The organism is Shewanella loihica PV-4 (assembly GCF_000016065.1).
Taxonomy (GTDB): Bacteria; Pseudomonadota; Gammaproteobacteria; order Enterobacterales; family Shewanellaceae; genus Shewanella; species Shewanella loihica.
Window position 1 is genome coordinate 3,682,347 of sequence record NC_009092.1, and the last position, 24,010, is coordinate 3,706,356.

At 53.9% G+C, this 24,010-nt stretch carries 18 protein-coding genes; 7 read left to right on the forward strand and 11 right to left on the reverse strand.

Translation table 11 applies throughout. From position 1 onward, the window contains the following. Positions 1–66: 66 nt before the first annotated feature. Positions 67–444, reverse strand: coding sequence for a SpoIIAA family protein (locus tag SHEW_RS16045; RefSeq protein WP_011866898.1), 378 nt, complete (start codon positions 442–444; stop codon positions 67–69). 263 nt (positions 445–707) lie between these two features. On the opposite strand from SHEW_RS16045, the gene SHEW_RS16050 reads away from it, so the two are divergent. Beyond that, positions 708–2,132, forward strand: coding sequence for a coniferyl aldehyde dehydrogenase (locus SHEW_RS16050; RefSeq protein WP_011866899.1), 1,425 nt, complete (start codon positions 708–710; stop codon positions 2,130–2,132). A 13-nt stretch (positions 2,133–2,145) separates the two neighbouring features. Then, positions 2,146–2,730, forward strand: coding sequence for a TetR/AcrR family transcriptional regulator (locus SHEW_RS16055; protein ID WP_011866900.1), 585 nt, complete (start codon positions 2,146–2,148; stop codon positions 2,728–2,730). A gap of 1 nt (position 2,731) precedes the next feature. On the opposite strand, the gene SHEW_RS16060 is transcribed toward SHEW_RS16055, so the two are convergent. After that, positions 2,732–3,613: a LysR family transcriptional regulator gene (locus tag SHEW_RS16060; protein WP_011866901.1), complete on the reverse strand. Its 882-nt coding sequence runs from the start codon at positions 3,611–3,613 to the stop codon at positions 2,732–2,734. Positions 3,614–3,723: 110 nt separating this feature from the next. Between SHEW_RS16060 and SHEW_RS16065 the strand changes: the two genes are divergently transcribed. Together SHEW_RS16065 and SHEW_RS16070 are read left to right on the forward strand one after the other, a co-directional pair. Continuing rightward, positions 3,724–4,395: a type 1 glutamine amidotransferase domain-containing protein gene (locus SHEW_RS16065; protein ID WP_011866902.1), complete on the forward strand. Its 672-nt coding sequence runs from the start codon at positions 3,724–3,726 to the stop codon at positions 4,393–4,395. Positions 4,396–4,556: 161 nt separating this feature from the next. Next, complete coding sequence (locus SHEW_RS16070) at positions 4,557–5,714, forward strand: membrane dipeptidase (protein ID WP_011866903.1); 1,158 nt, start codon at positions 4,557–4,559, stop codon at positions 5,712–5,714. A 521-nt stretch (positions 5,715–6,235) separates the two neighbouring features. On the opposite strand, the gene SHEW_RS16080 is transcribed toward SHEW_RS16070, so the two are convergent. Beyond that, a complete protein-coding gene (locus SHEW_RS16080) occupies positions 6,236–6,847 on the reverse strand; it encodes a hypothetical protein (RefSeq protein ID WP_150099977.1) in 612 nt (203 codons plus the stop codon). Between the two features lie 124 nt (positions 6,848–6,971). Beyond that, complete coding sequence (locus tag SHEW_RS16085; RefSeq protein ID WP_011866904.1) at positions 6,972–7,529, reverse strand: hypothetical protein; 558 nt, start codon at positions 7,527–7,529, stop codon at positions 6,972–6,974. Positions 7,530–8,098: 569 nt separating this feature from the next. Here SHEW_RS16085 and SHEW_RS16090 point away from each other — a divergent pair. Next, complete coding sequence (locus SHEW_RS16090) at positions 8,099–8,968, forward strand: DMT family transporter (protein ID WP_011866905.1); 870 nt, start codon at positions 8,099–8,101, stop codon at positions 8,966–8,968. Positions 8,969–9,312: 344 nt separating this feature from the next. Here SHEW_RS16090 and SHEW_RS20445 read toward each other — a convergent pair whose 3' ends face one another. The 3 genes from SHEW_RS20445 to SHEW_RS16100 form a co-directional block, all read right to left on the reverse strand. Continuing rightward, positions 9,313–9,522 (reverse strand): hypothetical protein, encoded by a 210-nt coding sequence (locus SHEW_RS20445; RefSeq protein ID WP_011866906.1) that lies wholly within the window; start codon positions 9,520–9,522, stop codon positions 9,313–9,315. 111 nt (positions 9,523–9,633) lie between these two features. Beyond that, a complete protein-coding gene (locus SHEW_RS16095) occupies positions 9,634–10,515 on the reverse strand; it encodes an NAD-dependent epimerase/dehydratase family protein (RefSeq protein ID WP_041406711.1) in 882 nt (293 codons plus the stop codon). A gap of 398 nt (positions 10,516–10,913) precedes the next feature. Continuing rightward, complete coding sequence (locus SHEW_RS16100) at positions 10,914–12,704, reverse strand: flavocytochrome c (RefSeq protein WP_011866908.1); 1,791 nt, start codon at positions 12,702–12,704, stop codon at positions 10,914–10,916. Between the two features lie 398 nt (positions 12,705–13,102). Between SHEW_RS16100 and SHEW_RS16105 the strand changes: the two genes are divergently transcribed. Then, complete coding sequence (locus SHEW_RS16105; RefSeq protein ID WP_011866909.1) at positions 13,103–15,067, forward strand: ATP-binding protein; 1,965 nt, start codon at positions 13,103–13,105, stop codon at positions 15,065–15,067. Positions 15,068–15,076: 9 nt separating this feature from the next. Beyond that, positions 15,077–16,465: a sigma-54-dependent transcriptional regulator gene (locus SHEW_RS16110; RefSeq protein ID WP_011866910.1), complete on the forward strand. Its 1,389-nt coding sequence runs from the start codon at positions 15,077–15,079 to the stop codon at positions 16,463–16,465. Positions 16,466–16,526: 61 nt separating this feature from the next. Here the strand turns inward: SHEW_RS16110 and SHEW_RS16115 are convergent, their stop codons facing one another. The 4 genes from SHEW_RS16115 to SHEW_RS16130 form a co-directional block, all read right to left on the reverse strand. After that, complete coding sequence (locus SHEW_RS16115) at positions 16,527–17,789, reverse strand: dicarboxylate/amino acid:cation symporter (protein WP_041406712.1); 1,263 nt, start codon at positions 17,787–17,789, stop codon at positions 16,527–16,529. A 587-nt stretch (positions 17,790–18,376) separates the two neighbouring features. Continuing rightward, the gene (locus SHEW_RS16120) at positions 18,377–19,597 is read right to left on the reverse strand and encodes a hypothetical protein (RefSeq protein ID WP_011866912.1); all 1,221 of its coding nucleotides are present in this window, start codon (positions 19,595–19,597) and stop codon (positions 18,377–18,379) included. 1 nt (position 19,598) lies between these two features. Next, the gene (locus SHEW_RS16125; protein ID WP_011866913.1) at positions 19,599–20,252 is read right to left on the reverse strand and encodes a condensin complex protein MksE; all 654 of its coding nucleotides are present in this window, start codon (positions 20,250–20,252) and stop codon (positions 19,599–19,601) included. After that, positions 20,253–23,924 carry an ATP-binding protein gene (locus SHEW_RS16130; RefSeq protein WP_011866914.1) on the reverse strand — a complete coding sequence of 1,224 codons (3,672 nt, stop codon included), beginning with the start codon at positions 23,922–23,924 and terminating at the stop codon, positions 20,253–20,255. It abuts the gene before it with no gap. Positions 23,925–24,010: the final 86 nt, after the last annotated feature.

Genomic DNA, 24,010 nt, shown 5'->3' on the forward strand with positions numbered 1-24,010 from the left:
TACTCAAAACCAGTGCTCAAAATCAGTACTCAAAACCGTTACTGGCGATAAACGAAGGGCTAGCCATTAACACAGCCAGTCGAGTGCATCGCGTTTATCCTCGAAGAACTTAAACTCGCCCGGGGTAAACCAGTTTGCCACCCGGGTCGCCCACTCCTGTAGCTCCCCCTGCCCTATGATGGCCACCCGCTTAAACTCCTTACCGTGTTTCAAGCCCAGCTTAAGGTCGTCCCAGGCCGCATGCAGCGACAGGCCATCGAGCTCTGTGATGTCGATAAGCGCCACGATTTCAGGCGTCTTTATGCCGGCCAGGGCTGACTCCAACAGCGGCGTCATCTGCTCATAGTCTTCGTGGGTCAACTTGCCAACGGCCTTGAAGGCGAGATAAAAATCATCCTGACTGCGCTCTATGCCTATGGCGATACCATGTAGATTGCTGCTCATATCAAGCTCCTGTAATCCAAGCTAAAAGGGCCTATTTCATTTTAGATTTCCAGCCCCGCCACCCACTTGATCCAGATCACATTTTTCACCGCTATCGGACAATATTTGACCTGGGCCGTTTTACCCCCTAACATTAGACCGACTAATCAGTCGGTTTTTTAAGGTTGGCCCACTGACCTAGCCTCATAGGCCAACTAACACAGGTGACTATGCGGCGTTAAACTGAGATAGACAGGCGCCCAAAACGAGTAAGGATAAGCACAATGAACATGCCCGCAAACCTAGATGTCGGCCAAGGCCTCAACCAACTGCTGGCGAGGCAGAAGGCCAGCTTCCGTGAGCAAGGCGCCCCTTCGAGGCTGCAACGCGAGGCCCAGCTTATCGCCCTCAAGCAGGCGCTGCTGAGCCATCAGCAGGCGATCGTCGAGGCCCTCAATGCCGACTATGGTCACAGATCTCCTGATGACAGCCGCATCTCAGACATCATGCCCTGCGTCAACAACATCAACTACACCCTGAAGAAGCTCAAGGGCTGGATGAAGCCGAGCCGTCGCCACGCGGGCATACTGCTGGCGCCCGCCAAGGTGGAGGTGCAGTATCAGCCTCTGGGCGTTGTCGGCATCATAGTGCCGTGGAACTTCCCCGTGATGCTCTCCATCGGTCCCTTGATCACCGCCCTGGCCGCTGGCAACCGCGCCATGATCAAGTTGTCTGAATTCACCCCAGAGACCAACAGGGTGCTGAGGCAAATGCTGGCTGGCCTGTTCGATGAGACCCAGGTGGCTGTCGTCGAAGGCGAGGCCGAGGTCGCCGCCGCTTTCTCGGCGCTCCCCTTCGACCATCTGCTGTTTACCGGCTCAACCACGGTTGGCCGCTATGTGATGCGCGCCGCCGCCGACAACCTTACCCCAGTCACCCTGGAGCTGGGCGGCAAGTCGCCGGTGATCATAGCGCCAGACATGCCGCTGGATACCGCCGTGGAGCGAATGATCTACGGCAAGTGCCTCAACGCCGGGCAGATCTGCGTCGCCCCCGACTATGTGCTGCTGCCCAAGGGCCAGAGCCAGGCCTTCGTGCAGGCCTTCATTAACAGATTCAAGCAGATGTACGGCGAGATAGGCCAGAACCCCGACTACGGCGCCATCATCAATCAGCGTCAGTTCGATCGCCTACAGGCTGTGCTGCAAGACGCCATCGACCTAGGCGCCCAGGTAACCCCCACCAGCACAGAAACCATGACGCCAGGCAGCCGCAAGCTGCCGGTGCAGCTGATAACCGGAGTTAACGAGCAGATGAAGGTGATGCAGGAGGAGATCTTCGGCCCACTGCTGCCCATCGTCGAATATGACAGCCTGGAGCAGGCGATCGACTATGTGAACGACCGCCCTCGCCCGCTGGCCCTCTATATCATGAGCTTCGATAGCGATACTCAGCAGCGACTGCTCAACCAGACCCACTCGGGTGGTGTGTGCATCAACGAAACCGTGTTCCATGTGGCTGCGGACGATGCCCCCTTCGGCGGCATTGGCCCTTCAGGCATGGGCCACTACCATGGCAAGGAAGGCTTCCTCACCATGAGCCACGCCAAGACCATATTAAGCCGCGGCAAGCTCAACACGGGCAAGCTGGTGCATCCTCCCTATGGCAATGCCATTCAGCAGCTGCTGATGAAGCTGTTTTTACGCTAACGGGCAGGCGCAGATGACAGCAAGCAGCAAACGCACCAAGAAACAGGCCATCCTAGAGACCGCCCTGCAGTTGTTCGTCAGTCAGGGCTTTCATGGCACCAGCACGGCCACCATCGCCCGCGAGGCGGGGGTCGCGACAGGTACCCTGTTTCACCATTTCCCCTCCAAGGAGCAGCTGCTCGAGCAGCTGTTTCTAGGCGTAAAACAGGAATTTGCCGACGCCATACAAGCGAGCGTCAGCAGCCGAGGCGACCTCAAGCAAGATGCCGAGCAGCTCTGGTTTGCGGCGCTGACCTGGGCCATGGCCAATCCGCTCAAGCAGGCGTTTTTTCAGCTCTACTCCATGTCACCCACCGTCGAACAGTCGGTGCGGGATCAGGCGATGCACGGCATCCTAGGCTTTATTGCCGAGTTGATCCGCCAGGGCCAGGCAAGCGGCGAGCTGGCCGAGTATCCCATTGAGCTGATGCAGGACAACTGCCACGGCCAATACCTGGCCGCCACCCGCTACTTTGTCGACCACCCGGAGCGTTGGCAGCAAGCCCATGAGCGCAGCGCCAGCTTCGCCCTGTTTTGGAATGCGATGGCGGTGCGGTGAATCACTCCAGCCAATCGGCAAAGTGTGCTAACAGATGGTCTATAGCCATTCGCGCCCGCATAGGCAAGAAACGACGATTTTGATAGACAATCCAGCTGGTGATCCCCCGATTCCAGTATGAGGACAATACAGGTACCAGACTGCCCTTGGCTAGCGGCGCAATAAAGCTACTCTTAGGCAGGTAGGCAATACCCAGGTGTTGCTCTGCCGCCGCAATCACGGCAGGCACATTATTACTGCGCCAGCGTCCCTCGACCTTAATGCTCAGCTCGCCGTCCCCTTGCTGGAACAGCCAGTGATCATTGTTCGAGATGATGCAGCTATGCAGTCTAAGATCCTGCGGCGTCTTGGGAATGCCAAACTCAGCCAGATACTGAGGACTGGCCACGGCCATCATGTCTCGATTCGCCAGCTTACGCGCCACGAGCCCCGAATCTTTAAGCGCCCCAAAACGAATGGCGAAATCGATACCCTCTTCGACAAAATTGACCATACGACTATTGAAGTCCATCTCTATCGTCAACGCTGGATGCTGCCTTGCAAAGTCAATCAATACCGGCGCAATATACTGCTCAGCAAAGGCACCTGCGGCACTGACTCTCAGCGTGCCGCTCAACTGCAACTGCTGCTGGGTCACCTCCTCATTCGCTTGCCTAAGTCCCACCAACAGATTCTGACACTGACGATAATAGCCCTGCCCGGCCTGAGTCAGACTGACACTGCGCGTAGTACGCGCAAACAGGGCGCAGCCCAAACGCACCTCGAGTCTTGCCACCTGACGACTGACATGACTGGTAGAAAGTCCCAGTTGACGAGCCGCCGCAGAGAAACCGTTAGACTCGGCAACCGCTATAAATTCGACAATTCCCTCAAAGCTGTCCATGAACCACCATTATTGCTATATAACAATATTAATTTGCCACCTAGCAGGATTATCACCACTCAAGGGAAGAATTACAATGAGTCCACTTTCAGTAACAGAGACATTGCATCATGAAAAAAGTACTTATTTATTTGACGAACCACGCGACCCTAGGCGATACCGATGAGGCCAACGGCACCTTCGCCCCAGAACTCACCCACGCCCTGCATGAGCTATTAGCCGCAGGTTTGGATTATGATCTGGTGTCAATTAACGGCGGCAAGGCTCCCCTGTACGGCACAGATATCGAAGGCGATGAGATTAACGCCTCTATGCTGCAAGACGCCGCTTTCATCAGCCGGGTCAACAACACCATTCCAGCCTCACAGATCGACATCCAAGAATACAGCGCCATCTACTACCCCGGCGGATTTGGTCTATTGTCGGATTTAGCCCATAACCAGGAGGTTGCTCGTCTCAGTGCGGCGCACTACGAAAATGGCGGCGTCATAGGCGCGGTCTGTCATGGGCCTGCCGGCCTGCTCCCCATCACCTTGAGCACAGGGCAAAAACTCATTGCCGATAAGTCTGTCACCGGCTTTACCCGCGAAGAAGAGGTCGACTACGGTACTATCGATAAAATCCCCTTCCTGCTCGAAGAAGCCCTCACCCGCAGTGCCAAGCGCTATAACAAGGTGCAACCCTGGAATGCCTTTGTCATAGAAGATGAGCGAGTCATTACCGGGCAAAACCCTGCCAGTGCTGGCGCCGTTGGTAAGGCGATAGCCGCCCACTTAGCTTAAGCGCAAAGCGACACTCATGGTCGTTTCAATGGCCAATTCAATGGCTAATTCAATGGCCATGAGTGCCCGGCTTCGCTCCCCTGACAGATTATTTGATGTTAGTATCAGCAGCTTAATCCCATTGATTTGCCGCGATAATAACAACTATTGAGGAGCGCAATATGCCTGTGCAAATGCAACGACGTCAGCTACTAAAAGCCTTGGCCGCTGCCGGTCTGTTAACTCAGTTATCGCCCCTGAATGGCTGGGCAAAAACCGCAGGGAAGCCCCTCTATATCGATGGCCTCTCCTTTTTGCCGGAGGACTTAGCCGATCTCGGCGCGTCAAAGCTCGATGCCTACCTGTGCGACATATCCGCCATCGAGGCCATAGAACAGGCCGATGGCACCACCAACTACAAACGCACCTACAACGCCTGCGTCAAAAGCATCGGCGAGGCCCTAGCCAGGGTAAACGCCAACCCAGACAAGCTACTACTAGGGCGTAGCGCCAAGGATATACAAACGGCCCATGCCAGCGGCCGCACCGCCGTCTTCTTCCAGATCCAGGGGGCAGACTGCGTCGAACAGAGCATAAATCAAGATCTCAACCAGGTGGATGAGTTTTATGAGCGCGGCCTAAGGGTACTGCAGCTTACCCACCACTACGGTAACCGCTTCAGCGGCGGCGCCCTGGACAACGATGGCAAGCAGGGACTCGACCTGCCGCTCACCAAGGCCGGCCATCAGCTGATCCACAAGCTCAACAGCAAGCGGATGCTGATCGACGTCAGCCACTCCAGCCCTCAATCGGCGCTAGACAGCGCCAAGGCCAGCCGTGCGCCGATAGTGCAGAGCCATGGCGCCGTGCGCGCCATCGTTAACCATGCCCGCTGCTCACCCGACGAGGTAATCAAGGCAATTGCCGACACCGGCGGCCTGTTCGGCGTCTTCATGATGACCTTCTGGCTCACCACTGAGCAAACGCCCACCACAGACCACTACCTGGAACAGCTCAAACATGTGGCCAATGTCGGCGGCATAGACGCCGTGGCGATTGCCAACGACTACCCGCTGCGGGGCCACGAGAAGCTCTTGGAACTCAACAACGACAACGCCGAAGGCGTGAAACAATATGTCGAGTGGTGGCATAGCCTGCGAGCCCGCGGCGTACTAGGCTTCGACCACGACCCCAAACACGTGGTGATCCCAGCGCTTAACCATATCGAGCGCATGGAGCGTATCGACAACGCTCTGGCCCGCGCCGGATTCAGCAGCGGCGATCGCGCTAAAATAATGGGCGGGAATTGGCAGAGGGTGTTGACCGAGGTACTAGGCTAGTTCCTTTGACCCAGGCTGGTTACTCTAACCTAGGCTGGTTACTCTAACCTAGGCTGGTTAGCAGCCAGCCTAATGACGCTTTCTTAAAGTTTCCTTTTAGAACATCTACCCGATTTCGTATATGAAAGCCATCCTTTAACCAAGACAGCATGGTGTATCAATTGCCTGCGGCAGGTGCAGTGCATGGAGGCACCAATGTCGTGATCACATGGATGTGAATGAACGACCTACTGTGCAAACACGCTTTTGGCACGCAGCAAGTCCATCCTTGGATGCTCTGCGAAATCATCCCTGATTTCGAAGGCCAAAAGCCTGTTTACACCCAGTTATCCATCTCTTCGATTAAACGACTTGGGAAAATTCCGGACATTTCCAATGTTAGATTTTTTGTTCTAACCCACTTAGCTCGAATTTATAGGGGTAGCACCTCGCTACCGAGCTCAAAATTGTTGGCTAAATTTAGCGAAGAATGAGCGCAAGCCAACTGTTTTGCGTCCACTTTAAGCGCCTTAATTAGCTTTTCATATGTACCTCTGAAAACCATCGCAGTCTTTGAAATAACTCGGATTCTCCCAATTATTTCTGTCATTCACTTCTTTTTTAAGGCGATTCATATCTATTACCTCTGAATTTGGATACTGCTGATAAATATAGAAATATTCTTTTGTAACAGACCGATTTTTATCAGGACCATAAAAGCAAAAACTTAAACCACCTTTGTCAGCGCCTTTTGGAAAACTATGCCCATCAATAATAAGTTTATCAAAAAAAATAGAACCACCATTAATGGGAATACTATCCACTTTCGTCACACCATTAATGCTAACTGAAAGTAAGCTTTCCTTTTCTAGCCAAACTTTAATAGTTGCATTGTCTAATTCGCAAATACTTGTATCTATTACTCCTGGATATATAACACCTTTAGCTTCGAATTCTTTCCTGACAGCTATAGGCAAACCCTTTGTATCTTCGTCATATAATTGTTCTGGTTGATTAACATACTCAAATTTGAAAGTTACATAGTCTAATGATTTATAGCAGCTTTGAAATATAAAAGGCACGCCGTAATCGGCATAAGAAAAGCTAGGAATGATAGTAGTTATGCAAATAATTAGAAGTATAAACCTCATCATTAAACTCCTTTTATGTTGATGATGTCGTTTGAAAAGCCAACGTCACGTTAAGCAGACAAAAATTGTGGATTATATGTGTAACAAAGCGAATATAATACACTTTATTCTTAATTTAAAAATCTTGTCATATGTCACTAAACTTGGAGCTAATTTCACCCCATGCCTCTAAACTTTTACTTAAACATTCATAGGCATCAGACAAATATTCTTCATCTTGGCTTATTATGCTTGCTTTTACTTTAACGCAATCACCATTGGAAGGTGTTATAAAATACTGACCATCAAGTTTCTGAATCATAGAAACTGTTTCTTTATTTATTAATATAGTTTGGATTACTGATAGTTTTGCATATTTTTTACTACGACTTTTATTAAGAGTTTTATGTTTTAGCCCATTTGCCACATCTGAACATAAAAGCAAACTATGATAAGTATTTATTTCATCTTCAATAGTTTTCTTTTTTACTTTAGAGTTTGACGCTAGTAACTGCTCAATAAGATGATCCTTAATAGACCAACACCATAAAAATGCTGTTTCAATATCATCTTGAACATGCTGAAGCGGCTTAGAACCATCAACGATGAAAGTAGAACTTTCAAAGTCTACAACTCCAACGGGCCATTCCATATCCAATGATTTATTCATGAAACGAGAAACTTTTTGTCTAATATCAATACTCAATCAAACCTCCATAACACATAACTGCTTATTAGTGTGCGTGCGCGTTTACCTCATTAGGCCAGTGACAACGCGCAATGTTAACTGATTGTATTGTAAAGAAGTTATCACTTTTACTTCAAATACACCATCCAGAAAAACGCGCATGCGCTTTTCCAAACCTTCCGCATAACGAGCCTAAGGCTTTGAACTTTACAGTTTTTTACTCCTCAAGCTGCCACTTATAAATAACAAAGTGGCAAAGATGCACTGAGTTTTCCCCTCTATCGACGACAAATGAGGTCAAATCGAAGAGACGTTGAATACCGAGTGCAGATACGCCAGTGACCTTCGGTTTCAGGGATGAAACCGCAGAGCGGCCAGGGATGGCGAACAGCGTGTCACGGGTGTATCTGCACATCCCCCGCCGGGCAGGCGTTAGGTAGCAATGAAGGTTCAACCTTCAATTCACTCAATAAATTCACATACCGTGAAATGCCAAAGCATTAACCCCTTAACCACCGTGGCAAACAACCAATCCCACGATACACTGAAACTAATATCGCTAAGAGATTCAACGCAGAAGATTAACCATGCCCCAACAACCCTGGATACGCCTGCTGTTACTCACCTCGGTCACCATGCTGGCCTTTGCGGCCAACTCGCTGTTTTGCCGCGAGGCCCTGGCATCGGGCAGCATCGGCGCAGCCAGCTTCACCCTGATACGTATCGCTTCCGGCGCCCTGGTTCTGGGGATACTCGCATCACGTCATATTCGCGCCGGCGAGCTTGGTGGTAACTGGCTGTCGGCAACGGCGCTATTTGGTTACGCGGTCGCATTCTCTTTTGCCTACAACAGCCTAAGCGCCGGCACGGGTGCCTTGTTGCTGTTCGGTGCAGTGCAGATCACCATGATCCTCTACGGTTTATGGTCGGGCGAGCGGATAAATCGAAAACAGATGATAGGCGCCCTGCTAGCTGGAGCGGGATTGGTATGGTTAGTGCTGCCGGGCGTAAGCGCTCCGCCCTTAATAGGCGCCATGCTGATGATAATCGCCGGGGTTTCCTGGGGCGTCTACTCCCTGCTAGGTCGCGGCACAAAGCGTCCCACATTGGCCACGGCGGGGAATTTTATTCGCGCGGTGCCCATGGCCCTGGTGCCTTTTGCCCTGCTCTCTAATTCAGAGACGATCAGCGCCACCGGGATTGGCTACGCCGTGGCCTCAGGCGCCCTCGCCTCGGGGCTGGGCTACGCCCTATGGTATTTAGTCCTGCCATCTCTTTCTGCCGTCACCGCCGCGACCGTTCAGCTCAGCGTACCCATTATTGCCGCCTTCGGCGGCTTCATCTGGATCGGCGAGGCATTCACAAGCAGACTCCTGCTCGCCTCCATCGCCGTCCTCGGCGGCATTGCCCTGTTTGTCATGAGTAAACAATCCTCTCACGTAATAAAAGACAAGTAGCCAAGAAGACACAACCTTTAATTGCCCTAATAAAGTGGCTGCAGCGAATAAGAAAACCTCTTAGCCACAACTGATGAGATCAAATCGAAGAAACGTTAGATAAGATGGTGTAGATACGTCTGTGACCTTCGGTTTCAGGGATGAAACCGCAGAGCGGCCAGGGATGGCGTAAAGCGTGTCACAGAAGTATTTGCACACTCCCCGCCAGACAGGCGATAAATAGCAGCAAAGATTCGGGCTAAGGTTTCCTTTCCTTATCGTTTCTCAATACCTAAATAGATACAGTCAATGCATACAAGCTATCGGAAGACTGCACTAACCTCTTTCGCAGCCTAAACTCTTTATTAGCTGATTTTTCCTAAAGCGCTGCGCCTAAACCAGTAGAAACAATATATCCAGCCAACCGGCGGCATAAAAACATTTAGGATGCACGTATAAAAAACAACCAAAGAAAGATTGTTAGAAATGCCTTTTGCATATCTAATTGTCAGATAAATAACGATAAGAGCAAGAACCAAATACACTTGCCCCCAAACAGTTGCGTTTAAATCCATTCGACTTAACACTCCATTTTCTAAACTGCGCTTAATTATAAGATGCGAAATATCCTACTTAGACAAACTTAAGACTCTAGGTTCGAATCATACAAGCAATTTGTTTCTTTGCTAACTTTGACTTTTCATTGGTAGAACCTCGGCGCTTTCATTATCGAGCAAACTCAATACACTCTCATAACCATATTTGGGCTGCCAGCCGAGCTCATGCTGTGCCAGGCTTGAATCATACACACGATCGAGCGATTGTGGCATGCTCCAACCTCGAACCGCAAAGCTCTCGGCAAGCCCCGGTATCGCCTCTCGAATAACATCATTGGCATCTCGATAAAGCCTTTCACAACATGCTTTGCTAAAGGGGGTCTTACCGGAAATGATGTAACGCCTGAATCCCGACAACCTACGCTCCACGGCGCAGGCATGGGCACGGGCAACGTCTCGAGCATCTATGCCGCGGGTCAAACGATAGACAGCCATTAAGTTCACCGGTTCAGGAAAACAGCGCGACATCTGCAGAACCGTGACAGGTAAATCAAACGAGCTTGAGATATTTTCGAGTAACTGCTCAGCCTTAATCTTTGAATGATGATAGATCGTCTTAGGCCTTGGCATCACAGTTTCATCAACCCATCCAGCACGTCCTGCGGGAGTTGACGCAAAACCATAAAGGGCAGTAGTGCTGGTGAATACAAAGTGTTTGATCCCCTTTTTTACCCCCATCAGAGCCAACTGCTCTGTCGCTTTGATATTGATCTCTTCAAATTCATCACCTGGTACCAACCCAACATGGGGCGCATGCAGCGCCGCGGTATGAATGATCACCTCGACACCTTCTAACGCTTCTGCCAATAAGGCAGTGTCACGGATATCTCCGACAACATCAGCGGTCGAACATGGTGTCCTATCGATTCCAACAACTTCATGCTCTTTCATTAGGTGAATATAGATGGCCCGACCGACCCTACCCGCAGTACCTGTAACTAAAATTTTCAACTTTGCTGCCTATTTGAATACAGGAAACCATTCTAACAACGAAAAGCCTAATAGTACGAAATCCCAAACGCTTAACCCTTAAATGGCAGAGTTAAAGCCTGATCTAAGAGGTAAAACTTCCTGTATAGATGCATCTGCGAACGTCGATAGCAGGGCCACCGGGGATAAGTTCCCCATAAACGTAAGTCCCTATACAAACACCAAAGCCTTCCATCCCTGGGCTTTGGCATAAGTGTTCCAGACACAAATCCCCTCTTTGGCCTTCCTTGGCCACCGGGGATAAGCATATCCCTATACAAAAAAGCCACGGCGGTGGCCGTGGCTTTCAGCGGTGGCTTCCTAGCCACCTTTTGGAGTGTTAACTATGTTAGTAACCGGTTGATATTGATTAAGAAATATTAGTGTTTCTTAGCGTAATCAGCGGCTTGTTCACCGGCTAGGCGACCAAAGGTGATGATGTCAGAGATAGCGTTACCACCAAGACGGTTTGCACCGTGAACACCACCAGTCACTTCACCCGCGCCGTATAGGCCTGGAATCACCTGTTTCTTGGCATCCATTACCTCGGCCTTAGTATCGATCATCACGCCGCCCATGGTGTGGTGAACACCAGGAGTCACTTCGATGGCATAGTAGTTACCTTCGTTCAGTGCGCGTGGCAGGTTAGGACGCTCGAAATCGGCATCTTTACCACTGGTCACGAAGCTGTTGTAACGAGCGACAGTCTCGGTCAACGCCTTACCATCGATACCTTCCAGCTTGCCTAGTTTCTCCAGACTATCTGCGCTAGGTGCTACGCCCAGGCCGATATACTTGTCGATCTTCTTCAGTGACTTACGTACTGAATCATCGAAGATCAGGTAAGCAGACTTACCAGTTTGCTGAAGGATTGCCGCAGCCGCCTTGTCACGAGTAGTGATCTCGTTGACGAAGCGCTTACCTTCACGGTTAACCAGGATAGCGCCGTTACCACGAACCGCTTCGGTCACCATCACACCACCTTTAACAGATAGGGTTGGGTGAGCCTGGATGTATTCAAGGTCTTTCATCGCCGCGCCAGCGTTTGCTGCTACGTCGATACCGTCACCGACTGCACCTGGTTGGTTAGTCGATACGAAGCCTTTCAGCTTAGGATCCAGCTTAGACACGCGTTCGTTGTTCTTAGCGAAACCACCGGTAGCCAGAATCACTGCATCGGCTTTCACCCAGTAGTAACCCTTGTACATACCCTTAACCAGGATACCTTTCACCTTACCGCTGTCGTCTTTGAGGATCTCAACGCCGCGAGTGTTCATGCGGATATCGATGTTGCGCTTAACCGCGTTATCGTAAAGTACTTGTACCACGTGTGCGCCAACACCGGCACCACCTGTAGGACGGTGCGAACGGTTAACAGAAGCACCACCCATACGGCCTACGTCGCTTAAGTCGGCGCCCATGCCAGTCATCCAGTCGACAGAGCCTTTTGAGTGAGAAGAAAGGATCTTAACCAACTCAGGATCGTTGATGTTACGGCCACCTTTCATGGTGTCTTTAAACATGATCTCTGGGTCATCTTTGATGTTTTTCGCTTTTTGCTGATCGGTCCAAGCGGCGTTCATACCACCGGCTGCCAACTTGGCGTTACCGCCGATAACCGGCTCTTTCTCGATCAGAATCACTTTAGCGCCATTATCGTGGGCCGATACTGCGGCAGAGAAACCTGCGCCGCCTGAACCTACAACCACTACGTCAACGGTATCGCGAGGTGCGCTAGCAAGAGCCGCTTGACGTTCTGCCTTGTCTTTCGCCAGTTCGGCGATAGTTGGCTCGTGACGTTCCCACTTCTTGGCATAAGGCATGTTGAAATCGAAGCTATGGCAAGAGTCACAGTAGACCATAGATTTTTCGTGTGCGCTGTGGCAAGAAGTACAAGAAACATCACCAGGGAAGTGAGAATCGTGGGCGTTGTAGTGTTCATGCTTAGTGCTTTCAGCCACTTCCGCTAGGGTACCGTGACAAGAAACACACTGAGCATTTTCATAGGTCAGGCTGTCGTTTGATAGCTCACCATCTGCTTGGTGACAGCTATCACACTCTTGGTTTTGGGCGTGGAAATCAGCCAGGTTGTCGGCTGCCATGGCGTTGCCCATGAATCCGGCTGTGCCCATCAATGTGGCTAGACAAACCGCAAGTTTCATCTTTTTCATCTTTGCTCCCCCTTCTAAACTTACAGGTTTAACCCGCTGAATTTAGAAGCACTTACATTATATTTAGATTAAAGTGGTTCACACTTCACTTTAGAAGAAAGCCTTAACCGGTATTGATGAGTACCTCGGGCTTTCACTATCGCTCAACTAAATGATTAACCAGGAAAGAGAAGCCAGCAATCGCGCCACCGCTTTAGGCTTCAGAAATGACACCTCAATCACAGCCCTCAAGATCGCCTATGCAAGTATGCATAATCACAAAGAGGTATATGCAAAAATACATAGCCCTGTGAGATCCCGGTCACGCAGCATTTCTACTGGGATTGGGTTAGATAAGAAATCGCTAATTCGCGTAATACAGCACAGTTTATTGCTGCGGAAAATTGTAGTATTTCAGCATGAAACGCTTACTGCTCTGCCTTATCTTCTTCAGCTTTCCCGCACTATCGCAGGAGAGTATCGTCTTTGGCGTCCACTCGAAAACTGCGCCGCTGGAGTGGCGCAACAACGGTGTGGATCAGGGTTTCAACATAGAGTTGATGCACAGGATCGGCCAGCTGACCGATAAGCGGATCATCATTCGCCGAAAGAGCTTTCAACAGCTGGTGAAAGATGTGCACAATCCGGGCAGCGACATCGACGTGATCGCCGTGGTCAGCCCGGTAAACCTGGATCGCAAGCTCAGCCAGTCCGATCCCATCTACGCCACCCACGCCAAGGCCTATACCCTGCAAGGCAAGGCGCTGATCAACAGCTGGACAGATCTGGTGGGCAAGCGGGTCGCCATCAAGAAGGGCGCCTTCGTCGACGTCTACCTGTCGGGCTACCCACAGAAATTCAACCGTGTCGATGTCGACCTGTATGAGACCGGCTTTAAGCAGCTGATCGAGGGCGAGGTCGACGTCGTGATCGCCGAGAGCTTCGTGGCCCGCCGCCTGCTGCCCCTCTACCCCTCGGTGCGCAGCTCGAGCGATGCCCTCATCTATGGCGCCTTCAACTTCGTCTGCAACGGCAAGAAAGCCGCCTTGATGCAGGAGATCAACGACGCCCTGCGCCAGCTCAAGCTATCTGGAGAGTATGACCGCCTGGTCAACAAGTGGTTTGGTACCGGCCGCGAGAAGGTGGACCTGACCTCCACCGAGAAGCGCATGTTCTCCCTGGCTATCCTGGTGGCCATCGTCTCGGCCAGCGGCATGATCTATACCGGCTTCATCAGCGCCAGCCTGCGCAGACGTAAGAAGGCCCTGGACGCCGAGCTCATTCAACGTCGCCGGGTCGAGGCGGAGATCTCCAACATCTCCAAACAGTTTCAGTCGGTATTAGACGGTATTCCCCACGGCGTGACCATAGTCAACCGCGAGCTGCAACGCCTGTGGAGTAACGACAACAATGTGCATCTGCTAATCTCTGAGGACTTCCATTACATAGACGATCAAGCCTTCGATCTCAGGCCCGCCGTGCTGCAGGTGCTCAACGAGCAGAAGTCGCTGATTGCCGACATGATGTATCTGGAGCAATATTGGCAGCTACAGATCCACCCCATCGCCAATGATCAGGTGGTGGTGCTGCTCGAAGAATCCACCGAGCAGCACAAGCTACGTCAGGCCAACGAAGAGGCCAGCCGTTTAGCATCGCTTGGGGAGCTGTCTGCCGGCATCGCCCACGAGATCAACAACCCGACTGGGCTGATCCTGCACGCCATCTCGCTATTTTCGGCGGCCATCAAGGACCTAAATCCGGCGGCCAACTATTATCAGCAGCAGAACCCCTTCTGGCAGATCGCCGGGCTCGCGCCAAGCCAAGCCATGGAGGAGATGGCGGTGAGCAGCGACACCATAGAGGAGGCCGCCAAGCGCATCAGCCGTATCGTCAACGATCTCAAGCGCTACGCCCTGCCTAACCTCACCCAAGATCATACGCTGGTCTGCCTCAACGAGGTGGTCGAGGTGGCACTGCGGCTCACCGCTAACCAGACCAAGACCCGGCAGGTGACTAAGCTGCTGCACCTCCCCAGTCCGAGGATCATGGGGGATGCCCAGCAACTGCATCAGGTGTTGATCAACCTTATCCAAAACGCCTGTCATGCCTGTGCGGCCCACGAAGGCAGCATTCAGATCAGCACCCAGGTGAGTCAGGGGCGGGCCCTGATCAAGGTCAACGACAACGGCTGCGGCATGGACAGCGCCACCCTAAAGCGTATCACAGAGCCCTTCTTCACCACCCGACGCACCGAGGGAGGCAGCGGCCTGGGCCTGTCGGTCTGCAGCCGTATCATCAAAGAGCATCAGGGTCAGATGCAGATACACTCGGCGCCCGGTAAGGGCACCCGTATCCAACTTAGTTTTGCCTTGGTTCAGGAGTAGCAACAACAGATGAAACTTGCACGCAATATCCTATTGGTCGACGACGAGGCCTCCTGGCTGCGCACCCTGGCGGTGACCCTCAACCGTCTGGTGCCCGAGGCAGAGATAGACACCTGCGTCGACAGTCGCCAGGTACTCAATCGCCTGCAGGTGGGCGACTATGCTCTGGTGCTGCTGGACCTCACTATGCCCTTCCACTCAGGTGAAGAACTGCTAGGGATGATCCGCGCCGAACACCCCAACACCCGGGTGATCATAGTCACGGGCGTCAACGAGGTGGATACCGCGGTGCGCTGCATCAAGCATGGCGCCTACGACTACTTCATCAAGACAGACAATGTCAGCGACCTGGCCCATACGGTGCGCCGCGCGCTCGAGGTGGTGGGGCTTGAGCGCAACTATCTGCATATCAAGGAGCGCTTTCTCAGCCGCACCTTGGACAACCCCAAGGCCTTCAACAACATACTCACCTGTGAACCGGTGCTGCTGGATCAGTTTCGCTATCTCGAGGCCGTCGCCTTCAGCCCAGAGCCTCTGTTGATCCACGGCGAGAGCGGTACCGGCAAGAGCGAGTTTGCCCGCTCCTGCCATCAGCTCTTCAGCCCTGAGCAACCCTTCGTCAGCCTCAACCTTGCGGGCATCAACAGCGACACCTTCGAGCTTAAGCTGTGTGGCCGCCTTAGTCATAAGCCAAACGGTGAGGTCGATGCGGTTACCGGCATGCTCCATCAGGCAGGCAGTGGCGTGCTTTACCTGAGCGAGATAGGCGCCCTGCCCCTGAGCGCCCAGATCACCTTGCTGGAGCTAATCGAGAGCCGAAGCTACTCGCCCCAGGGCAGCGACAGCCGTTTCCCCATCAAGTGTAAGTTTGTGGTCTCGACCCAGGACGATCTGCTGACCCTCAACAAGGCGGGTGAGTTTCGCAGCGATCTCCTCTACCGCCTGCGCGCCCATAAGATAAGGCTGCCGCGCCTGGCCGAGCGGCCGCTGGACATCGCCATGCTGATCAACCACTTCATCGCCGAGGCCGCCGAGGAGATGTCCCTGAGCGCGCCGCAGCAACCCAGGGATCTGGCACCTAAGCTGCTGGATTACGACTTCCCCGGTAACCTCAACGAGCTCAAGGGGATGGTGTTCGATGCCGTCAGCCGCAGCGACGGCGTTACCCTCAATATCTCCCCCTTCATGGAGGCGATAAAGGAACATAAGTCGCTGGACGCCGCCCCCGGGGATCACATCATCTTCCCTAAGTCGCTGCCCACCCTGGCACAGATGAATCAGGCCTTGATCGACGAGGCCATGAGCCGCACCGCCAACAACCAGACCGCCGCCGCGCAGATACTGGGGATCAGTCAGAGCGCTCTCAGCCGGCGCCTGACCAAGGGGCAGGAACACTAGCCCAGCCCAATAGGCATAAAAAAAGCCTCTCATCATGAGAGGCTTTTTTCATTTAAAGGTCTTAGGCCGTCTGCTGCTGACGCGCTTCTTCTTGCGCCTCGTCATGGGCATTCTCTGTGGCGTCGACTATGGTGAGCACGGCGGCGTCACCCACGACGTTACAAGAGGTCAGTACCATGTCGATCAGTCTATCCAGCGCCGCGACAATCACGAAGGCCTCGACTGGCAGACCCATCTGGTGGATCAGCACGCCGATCATCACCATGCCACCGCCTGGCACGCCGCCGGCGCCAACAGACAACAGGAAGATGCTAAACAGCAGGGCGGGCAGCTGATCCATGGCGATAGGAGCGCCGAAGGAGTTAGCCACGAAGAAGATGGCGATGGTGATATAGATAGAGACGCCGCCCATGTTCATGGTCGCCCCCAGCGGCACGCCGAAACCGGCCACGGCGCGCTTCACGCCCAGCTTCTCGGTCAGGGTACGCATGGTGACAGGAATGGTGGCATTCGAGCTGGCGGTCGACAGAGAGAACAGAATCTGCTCCTGGGTCTTGGCGCGGAAGGTCTTAGCAGACACAGGGGTAAACAGGCTCACCGCCCAAGGGTAGACCACGAAGATCCACAGGAGTAGCAGGCTTAAGATCACCACCAGGTATTCGACCACGCTGAGAAACAGGCTCGCCTCCAGGGTCGCACCCAGCTTAAACATCAGCGCAAACACACCGATAGGCGCCAGCTGCATTACCACGCCGATAAGCTTCATCATCAGCTTGTTGCCTTCCATAAAGCCCTGTTGCAGTAGCGGCACGGCACCATTCATCGCCTTGATGACACCACCGACCAGCAGCGCCATGAAGATCACCTGCAGCATGTTGCCCGAGGTGAAGGCGGCTACCGGGTTACTCGGCACTATGTTGACGATCAGCTGCATCAGGTTAGGCAGCTCGGTAGCAGTGATCTCGGCGCCCGTGCCCCCCGTCATGTCGACCCCGAGTCCCGGCTTAAGCAGTAGGGCTACGGTCAGGGCGGCGAAGATGGCCACCAGGGTGTTGATGATGTAGAAACCGAAGGTCTTGCCGCCGAGGCGACCAAAGCTCTTGAGATCGTCGAGCTCCAGCACGCCGCAGACGATGCTGACGAAGACCAGGGGCACCACCATCATCATGATCATGTTGACGAACATGGTACCTAAGCCTGAAGCGACCTCGACCAGGGTGCCGGAGAAGAACCCGACATCGGCCAAGAAATATTGAATGATGCTCCCCAGAATCAGGCCAGAAAAGAGGCCGATAAAGATGCGCGTAGAAAGTGATTTAGTCATATGCTTGCCTTGTTTTGTTGCGCATCTATCGTGCGCTTTTTTCTTCTCCATCTGACGTGGAGATAGTGATGAGAGCCGTGGCTCTCCCGTTACTGGTCAGTGATAGTGGATCATGCTAGTGATAATTTCAATCACAATCTGGGCAAGTTAACAGACGCAAAACGGCAACCACAAAGCCATACAAAGAGCAAGGTAATGATTTTTATGATTAAAAAATTAGATAGGTGAATTTAGGCCAATCGGCAAGTTTTACTTGTTAGCACAAAAAGCCAACAATAGGTTCACAAAGACGGCACACAAGCCAGTGAAACACGCCAACAAGAGCAAATTCAACGAGATTAAAAACTGGTTGATAACGAATTTTTAGTGATAGTCATTACTCACAGGCAGGGACTAGTGAGATCCACTAGGCACAGGCGAAAACACAGCAGATAGCCAAGAAGGCAGATAAACAAAAACCGCTAAACCAGCATTTTTATAAGCTACTGATTTAACGGTTTTAAGTGATTTTTAGCATCAGATAGCAACCGGATAAGCAGTCACTACATTAGTTAACACCTGATCACGGCTAATGCTTAATCTTGAGCTTAGGCCAACCACAACTCCACGTCACGTATGATGAAGTTGCCGCTATACACAGGATGGCGCTCACCTATGGGCTCAAGTTCGAAATAGCGTCTATGCTCCTCGGGCAAGCCCTCGTAGCCGCAGATCACCTGATACAGCCAGCTCTCCGTATCCCAGCTGAGCGACTTGGCCTGATGATAGTCCAGCGCCGATTGTCTCAGCCCAGAGTCGATCACGGCGCAGAAATACTCATCCACCGCCAGCTTGAGCGGATTGTCGGGAATATCGAAGTCTTCCGCCTCCACCAAGGCGAAGGGCACGTCATGATCGCGCATCACAAGATCGCGACCGGCGCGGCTAATGCTCTTGATCTGTGACACCATGGCCAGCAGCTCGACCTCCTGCGCCGTGTTGGTCACGTCCACCGCCGCCGGTGCCAGAATCGCCTCGGCGCGGTTAAACAAGGTCGGCAGCTGCTTGTGACTCACATGATCCGCCACCTCATAATCTGGATGCATATCCGTGTAGAGCAACCAGCCCTTGAGCAGACGGGTACGTCCCTGGATCTGACGGAATCGTCCCAGCAGCTCCAGCAGACGCCCCTGCACCACGCTAAGCTCCTGGGTACAGTCGCTCAGGGTCTCCTGCAAGCGAGTCACCAGCAGCTTACGCAGCTCGCGGATATCGCCGGCGATCTCACCCAGCTCGCTAAACTGGAACATCTCCAGGCCGTTGAGCAGCTCGGTCACCTGACTCTGGGCCAGCTCGTTTTCACGTATCTTGGCGTTGATGGTACCCACATAGCCGAACTCGTTGTTGATACGGCTCCAGAGCACACGAATCGAGTATTTCAGCCCCTCGGTGAAGCTGTAGACCTGCTCGCTGAGATCCGCAAGATAGGCCTCGCTGGCGCTGTAGTCGGCGGCCTGACGGGCTTCCTTATAGTGATCGGCAAGGGTCTTGATGGTGGCCAGGGATGAGCCCACGTTGGCATCTATTTGACGATTGCGCTCATCACTCAGCACCTCTTCCAGCAGGGCGCGCACCGAGCGTTTCAGCCTCAGCCCCTGTTCGCCCTCGGGCTGCCACAGAATATCCGCCTTACGCAGCTTGTCGATGGCTCCGGCGCGCTCGCCCTCCTCGGTCACAGAGCCGGAGAGGTAGACATCCATGATGAGATCCGCATGGCGCCCCAGCTGCTTAAGTAGCGTGACCCCCGCCTGATGTAAGTTGCTACTCATATCAGATCAAGTCCCTCTGGGTTGCGGTTTCCGCCTGGGCCTCCAGGCTAAGTCCTTCGGTTTCATCGATGAAGCGGATCACCTCGTAGAGGTAATCCAGCTTGCCGGTGGCGATATAGATCTGCTTCTCCTGGTTGGGACGCAGCAGATATCCCAGCTCCACTAGACGCTTAAACACCAACTTTATCTGCGCATCTACCTGGGTAGAGCTGGAGCCAAACAGGCGATAGTGACTGATCTTGGCCAACTGTTCGCGAAACGCAGGAGTATCTTCGATGCGGGTCTGCAGCTCGTTGAGGCGCACCGCGGCTCCTTCGGACAGGGGCGCATCCTGGCCGCTGGCCTCCTGTACCAGCACCAACCACTCCACCAGAGGGATCAGCGCATGGCAGATATCGCGAAACTGACTGGAGATCACCTTACGCTCATCGTCACCCAGTTGCAGGTAACCGCAGAAGAACACCTCGCCCTCCCCGGCCGAGGCCAGGGTGCGATTGATCTGATTCAGGTATTGCTCGACATTATCACGAGTGGCCTGCGACTTGAGTGCGCGCCAGGCGTCTTCGTTACTGGTACGGCAGATAAACTCGCCACGCAGCAAGGCTTCGATCAGGGCGCCCTGGCCCACGAGTACGGTTTGTGTGCTACTGCTCATTTACACAGCCTCCTTGGCAAAACGCTGGCTCAGCTTATCGGCAATGGGGTTAACTTGTGGCTTAACCACTTGTAATTTCTTGGTTTGCTTGTTGATGATGTATCTGTTGGCAAACAGGTTAAGCACCTCAGACTCAGGGTTCGGGAAGGCGCCCAATACCGAGATATTGTTGTTCTCACAGGCATCGAAGATCTTCTTCACGTTGCCGTGGTGCAGGGTGCCCAGCTCGTCGATCGGCCAGTGAATGGTCACGTCGGCGCGGCCACGCAGCAGACGGGTGAAGGCCAACAGGAACTTACACAAGATCAGGTAGGCCATACCATGGCTCGAAGACTCGTTGAGCTGGCGGTCGGTGCGGATCACTAGATCACTGTTACCCTCCTTGAGGCGCAGTTCGATCTCCAGCAGCTTGGCGATACCGCCGGTCAGGGCGGCGCGGCCAATAATATCCAGGGCGCGGCGCATGCTGCTGGTGTAGTGCTCGTCCGGCAAGTCGGCGAAGCCCTCGGCCTTCCACTGTTTAAATGCCTTGACGAACTCCTCCAGCTCGGGCCAGAACTCCAGCTCGCTGATGCGCGAACGGATGCGCACCGCCGACTCGCTCACCCCGTCGAGGAACAGCTCTTCACCCACCTCGCGGGTGATGCGGGCACTCTGGGAGGCGATGCGGCGGTCGATATCCGCCAGCACGTCGTAGAATGCCGTCAGGTCGATACCGAAGTTACGCCCCTGCTCTCTCAGGCCCATGATCGCCTGAGGCACCATGACGTTGAGCAGCTGCTCCAGTTGCGGTACCAGCTTGCGATAGTCCAGCAGGCGAATGCCCTTGTCGTTGACGAAGCTAGACTCCTCGCGGGCGCGCTCCCAAGTCTCTGACAGACTGGAACCCGACTTGCTGGCGATCACCGAGTCGAAATGCTCGATATACTGCTTCACCGAGCCCATCAACTGGTCCCGGCGCAGCAATAACTCTTCGCCCTGACGCAGACGCTCGGTGAGACCACCTTGCATCTCATCCTGGCTCGATGGCAGTTTCAGCTCGGCCAGCTTGCGCATCACGGCGCGCAGCTTGGTCAGGTTCTCCGAGGCCTCCACCTGGATGGCGTCAGACTGTTTGCGCTCGCTATCATATTGCTGACGCTGATGTTTAATCTCGTTGGCCTTGGTGGTGAGCTGTTGACTCAGCTCGGTCACCGCCATCTTGACCTGGCTCAGTTCGGTCTGCAGCTTAGGCTTGCGCGCGAGCCAGGTGTGTTGATACCAGTCGTCGAAACGCAATACTTCGCTGCGGCGCTGCTCCGCCTTGCTGATGCTGCTCTCCAGATCGCGGATCTCCTGCTTGAGCTTGACTATCTTGGCTTCGTCGACGCCGCGGGATTTCAGCTCATCCTTATACCACTGCTCGCAGGCCTTCTGCTCCGTCTTGGCCGCATGACGGCGATCGTTAATATTCTGCTTCACCTGGGAGAGCTGAACATCCAATGCACCAACCACTTCCTGCCAGTAGGCCTTCTTCTCCATGCGCGCCTCGAGCGCCTGCTCGTTTTGCTCATCGATCCACTCCTGGTGCTGAGCCTTGAGCTGTTTCATCTCGCTGTCGAGACGGGCAAGACGCTTCTGCGAATCTGCCTTGCGAGCGCTCAGCGCCTGATTGATCTTCTCCTGCTCGGCACGCTTCTCGTCAAACAGGCGGCGCAGATCGTCGCGGCTATTTTTGTAGGCCGTCTTGGCGAAGGTGAGTTCGCGATTAAGCTTATCCAGCTCGGCGTTGATGGCTACCAGGGCCTCTTCTGCCTCGGCCTGTAGCTGCTTGGCATTGGCCAGCGCCTCCTCGGCCTCACTGTAACGGCCCCTGAGCTCCTGCTCCGAGGCGGCATATTCTGGGGTGGTCAGCGCCTTGAGATCCAGCTCGACGCCGCAGAAGCTGTCGCCGCCGGCCGACTTGGCAGGGTGCAGATCACTGCGATGTAGTAGTTCAGGGTTTATCAGCTTGCCTATGCTCTCCTCCCAGCCGTCGACCTCCTTGCGCAGGTACTCAAGCAGGGTATGAGACTGAGGGAAGAGCACCTGATGCAGCTCATCCAGCGCGCCCTGACGCTCGATGACCCTTAGCCCTGCCTGTCTCAGGCTCTCGTTGGCCTGATCCCGCTTGGCTCTGAGCTTGCGCTCCTCGCCTGCCAGGCGATCCACCATGGCGTTGCACGCCTCCTGCTCCTCGTCGGCGCGGGAGATGCGCTCATCAAACACCGCCAGGGTCAGCTTCTCTTCTTCGCTGTAGGTGACGCCGTTGACCTGCATCTGCAGCTCGGCCGCCGTCAGCTTGAGCTGGTATTCCTGCTCGTTGTGCTTGGCGCGGCCCGCCTCCATCTGCTCACGCCAGCTTTGCTCGAGGGCGGCCAGCTCCTCACGGCCCACCTCCTGCTGCTTGTCTCTGGCTTCACGATGCTTATCTTGTTCCTTATCTAGCTGCTCCAGCTCGCGGTTGAGGTTCTCGCCTATCTTGCTGCGACGGGCGTTGTAGGCCGCCTCGATATCCTGGTGCTTCTCGGTTTGCAGCTTATGACGCTCGGTCAGGTTCTCCAGGCTGGCACGCCAGCTGGGCAGCTGCTCAAGATCCAGTTTGGCCTGCTCGATATCGGCATCGAGAAAACCTGCGTGCTGATCTTCTATGATATCCAGCTCATGCTCTATCTTGGCCACGTCGCCCTTGGCGGCAGAGAGATCCAGGTTAAGCTCGTCGCGCAGCTCCTTCCACTCGTCGTCGAGCTGACGCAGCTTGTTGCCGAGATCTTTCGAGCGCTGCTGATTTAGCTCCTGACGCTCTATCTCCTGGGCCTCATCCTTGCCATAGCCGCGCTTCAGGCCGGCCAGACGCTGCTCCGCGCTCAGCAGTTGGTTAAACTCCTGCTCCAACTTGTCAAATTCGGGGCGGATCTGCTCGAAGCCCTGGATCAGCTGGCTCTCGCGGATCCAAGCCTCGACCCGCTGCGGGTTGAGGCGTGAGCTCGGCGGGTTAACCCCATCCTCCTCCAGGATGGCGGCGATCATCGACTTGATGGTCTCCATCTTGCCTTCTTTGGAGTGCACCGCCTTGGCCAACTTCTCTATGTGGCGCAGCGTGTGTTCGTGCTGACACAGGGAGAACTGGCGGGCGTAGGCCCTCAGCTCGCTGCGGTTGCTGCCGGTGCTTAGCAGGGTGCGATCGTTTTGGATGATGGCGCGATATTCGCGGGTATTTAGCAGGTTGGTTACCGCCACCCCGGCGCGTTTCATCTCACGTCCCAGCTCGGCCATGTTATGGCAGAGAATCGACTCCCCCTGCTGTGACTTCACATAGTCTTCCAGCTCAAAGCCTTTGCCGATGAAGCGATAGTTGACGCCCTTGCCATCACCGGCAGAGGCCAGCACCGCCTGGGTCAGCAGGCCATCGTCGCGGCGATACTCGTAGATAATGTAGCTGGAATCGTGGGGCAGATACCAACGCTCGAAGCTGTCACGGGTCGAGGGCACGACGCGGCTGGGGTATTCGCCGTAAAACACGGGCACCAGACGCTGCAAGGTGGTCTTGCCCGAGGCGTTGGTACCACAAATGTTGGTGTGTCCATCGAGGGCGAGTTCCACAACGCCGGGGAGGTGCGTATTGATCAGCACGATACGATTTAAGCTTGGCATCTCTTTCCTTATCCAAACGAGCTTGTCGGCCGCCCAGCGGGGCGAGCAGCAAAGGGGAATAGCAAAACAATCCCACTAAAGTAAAA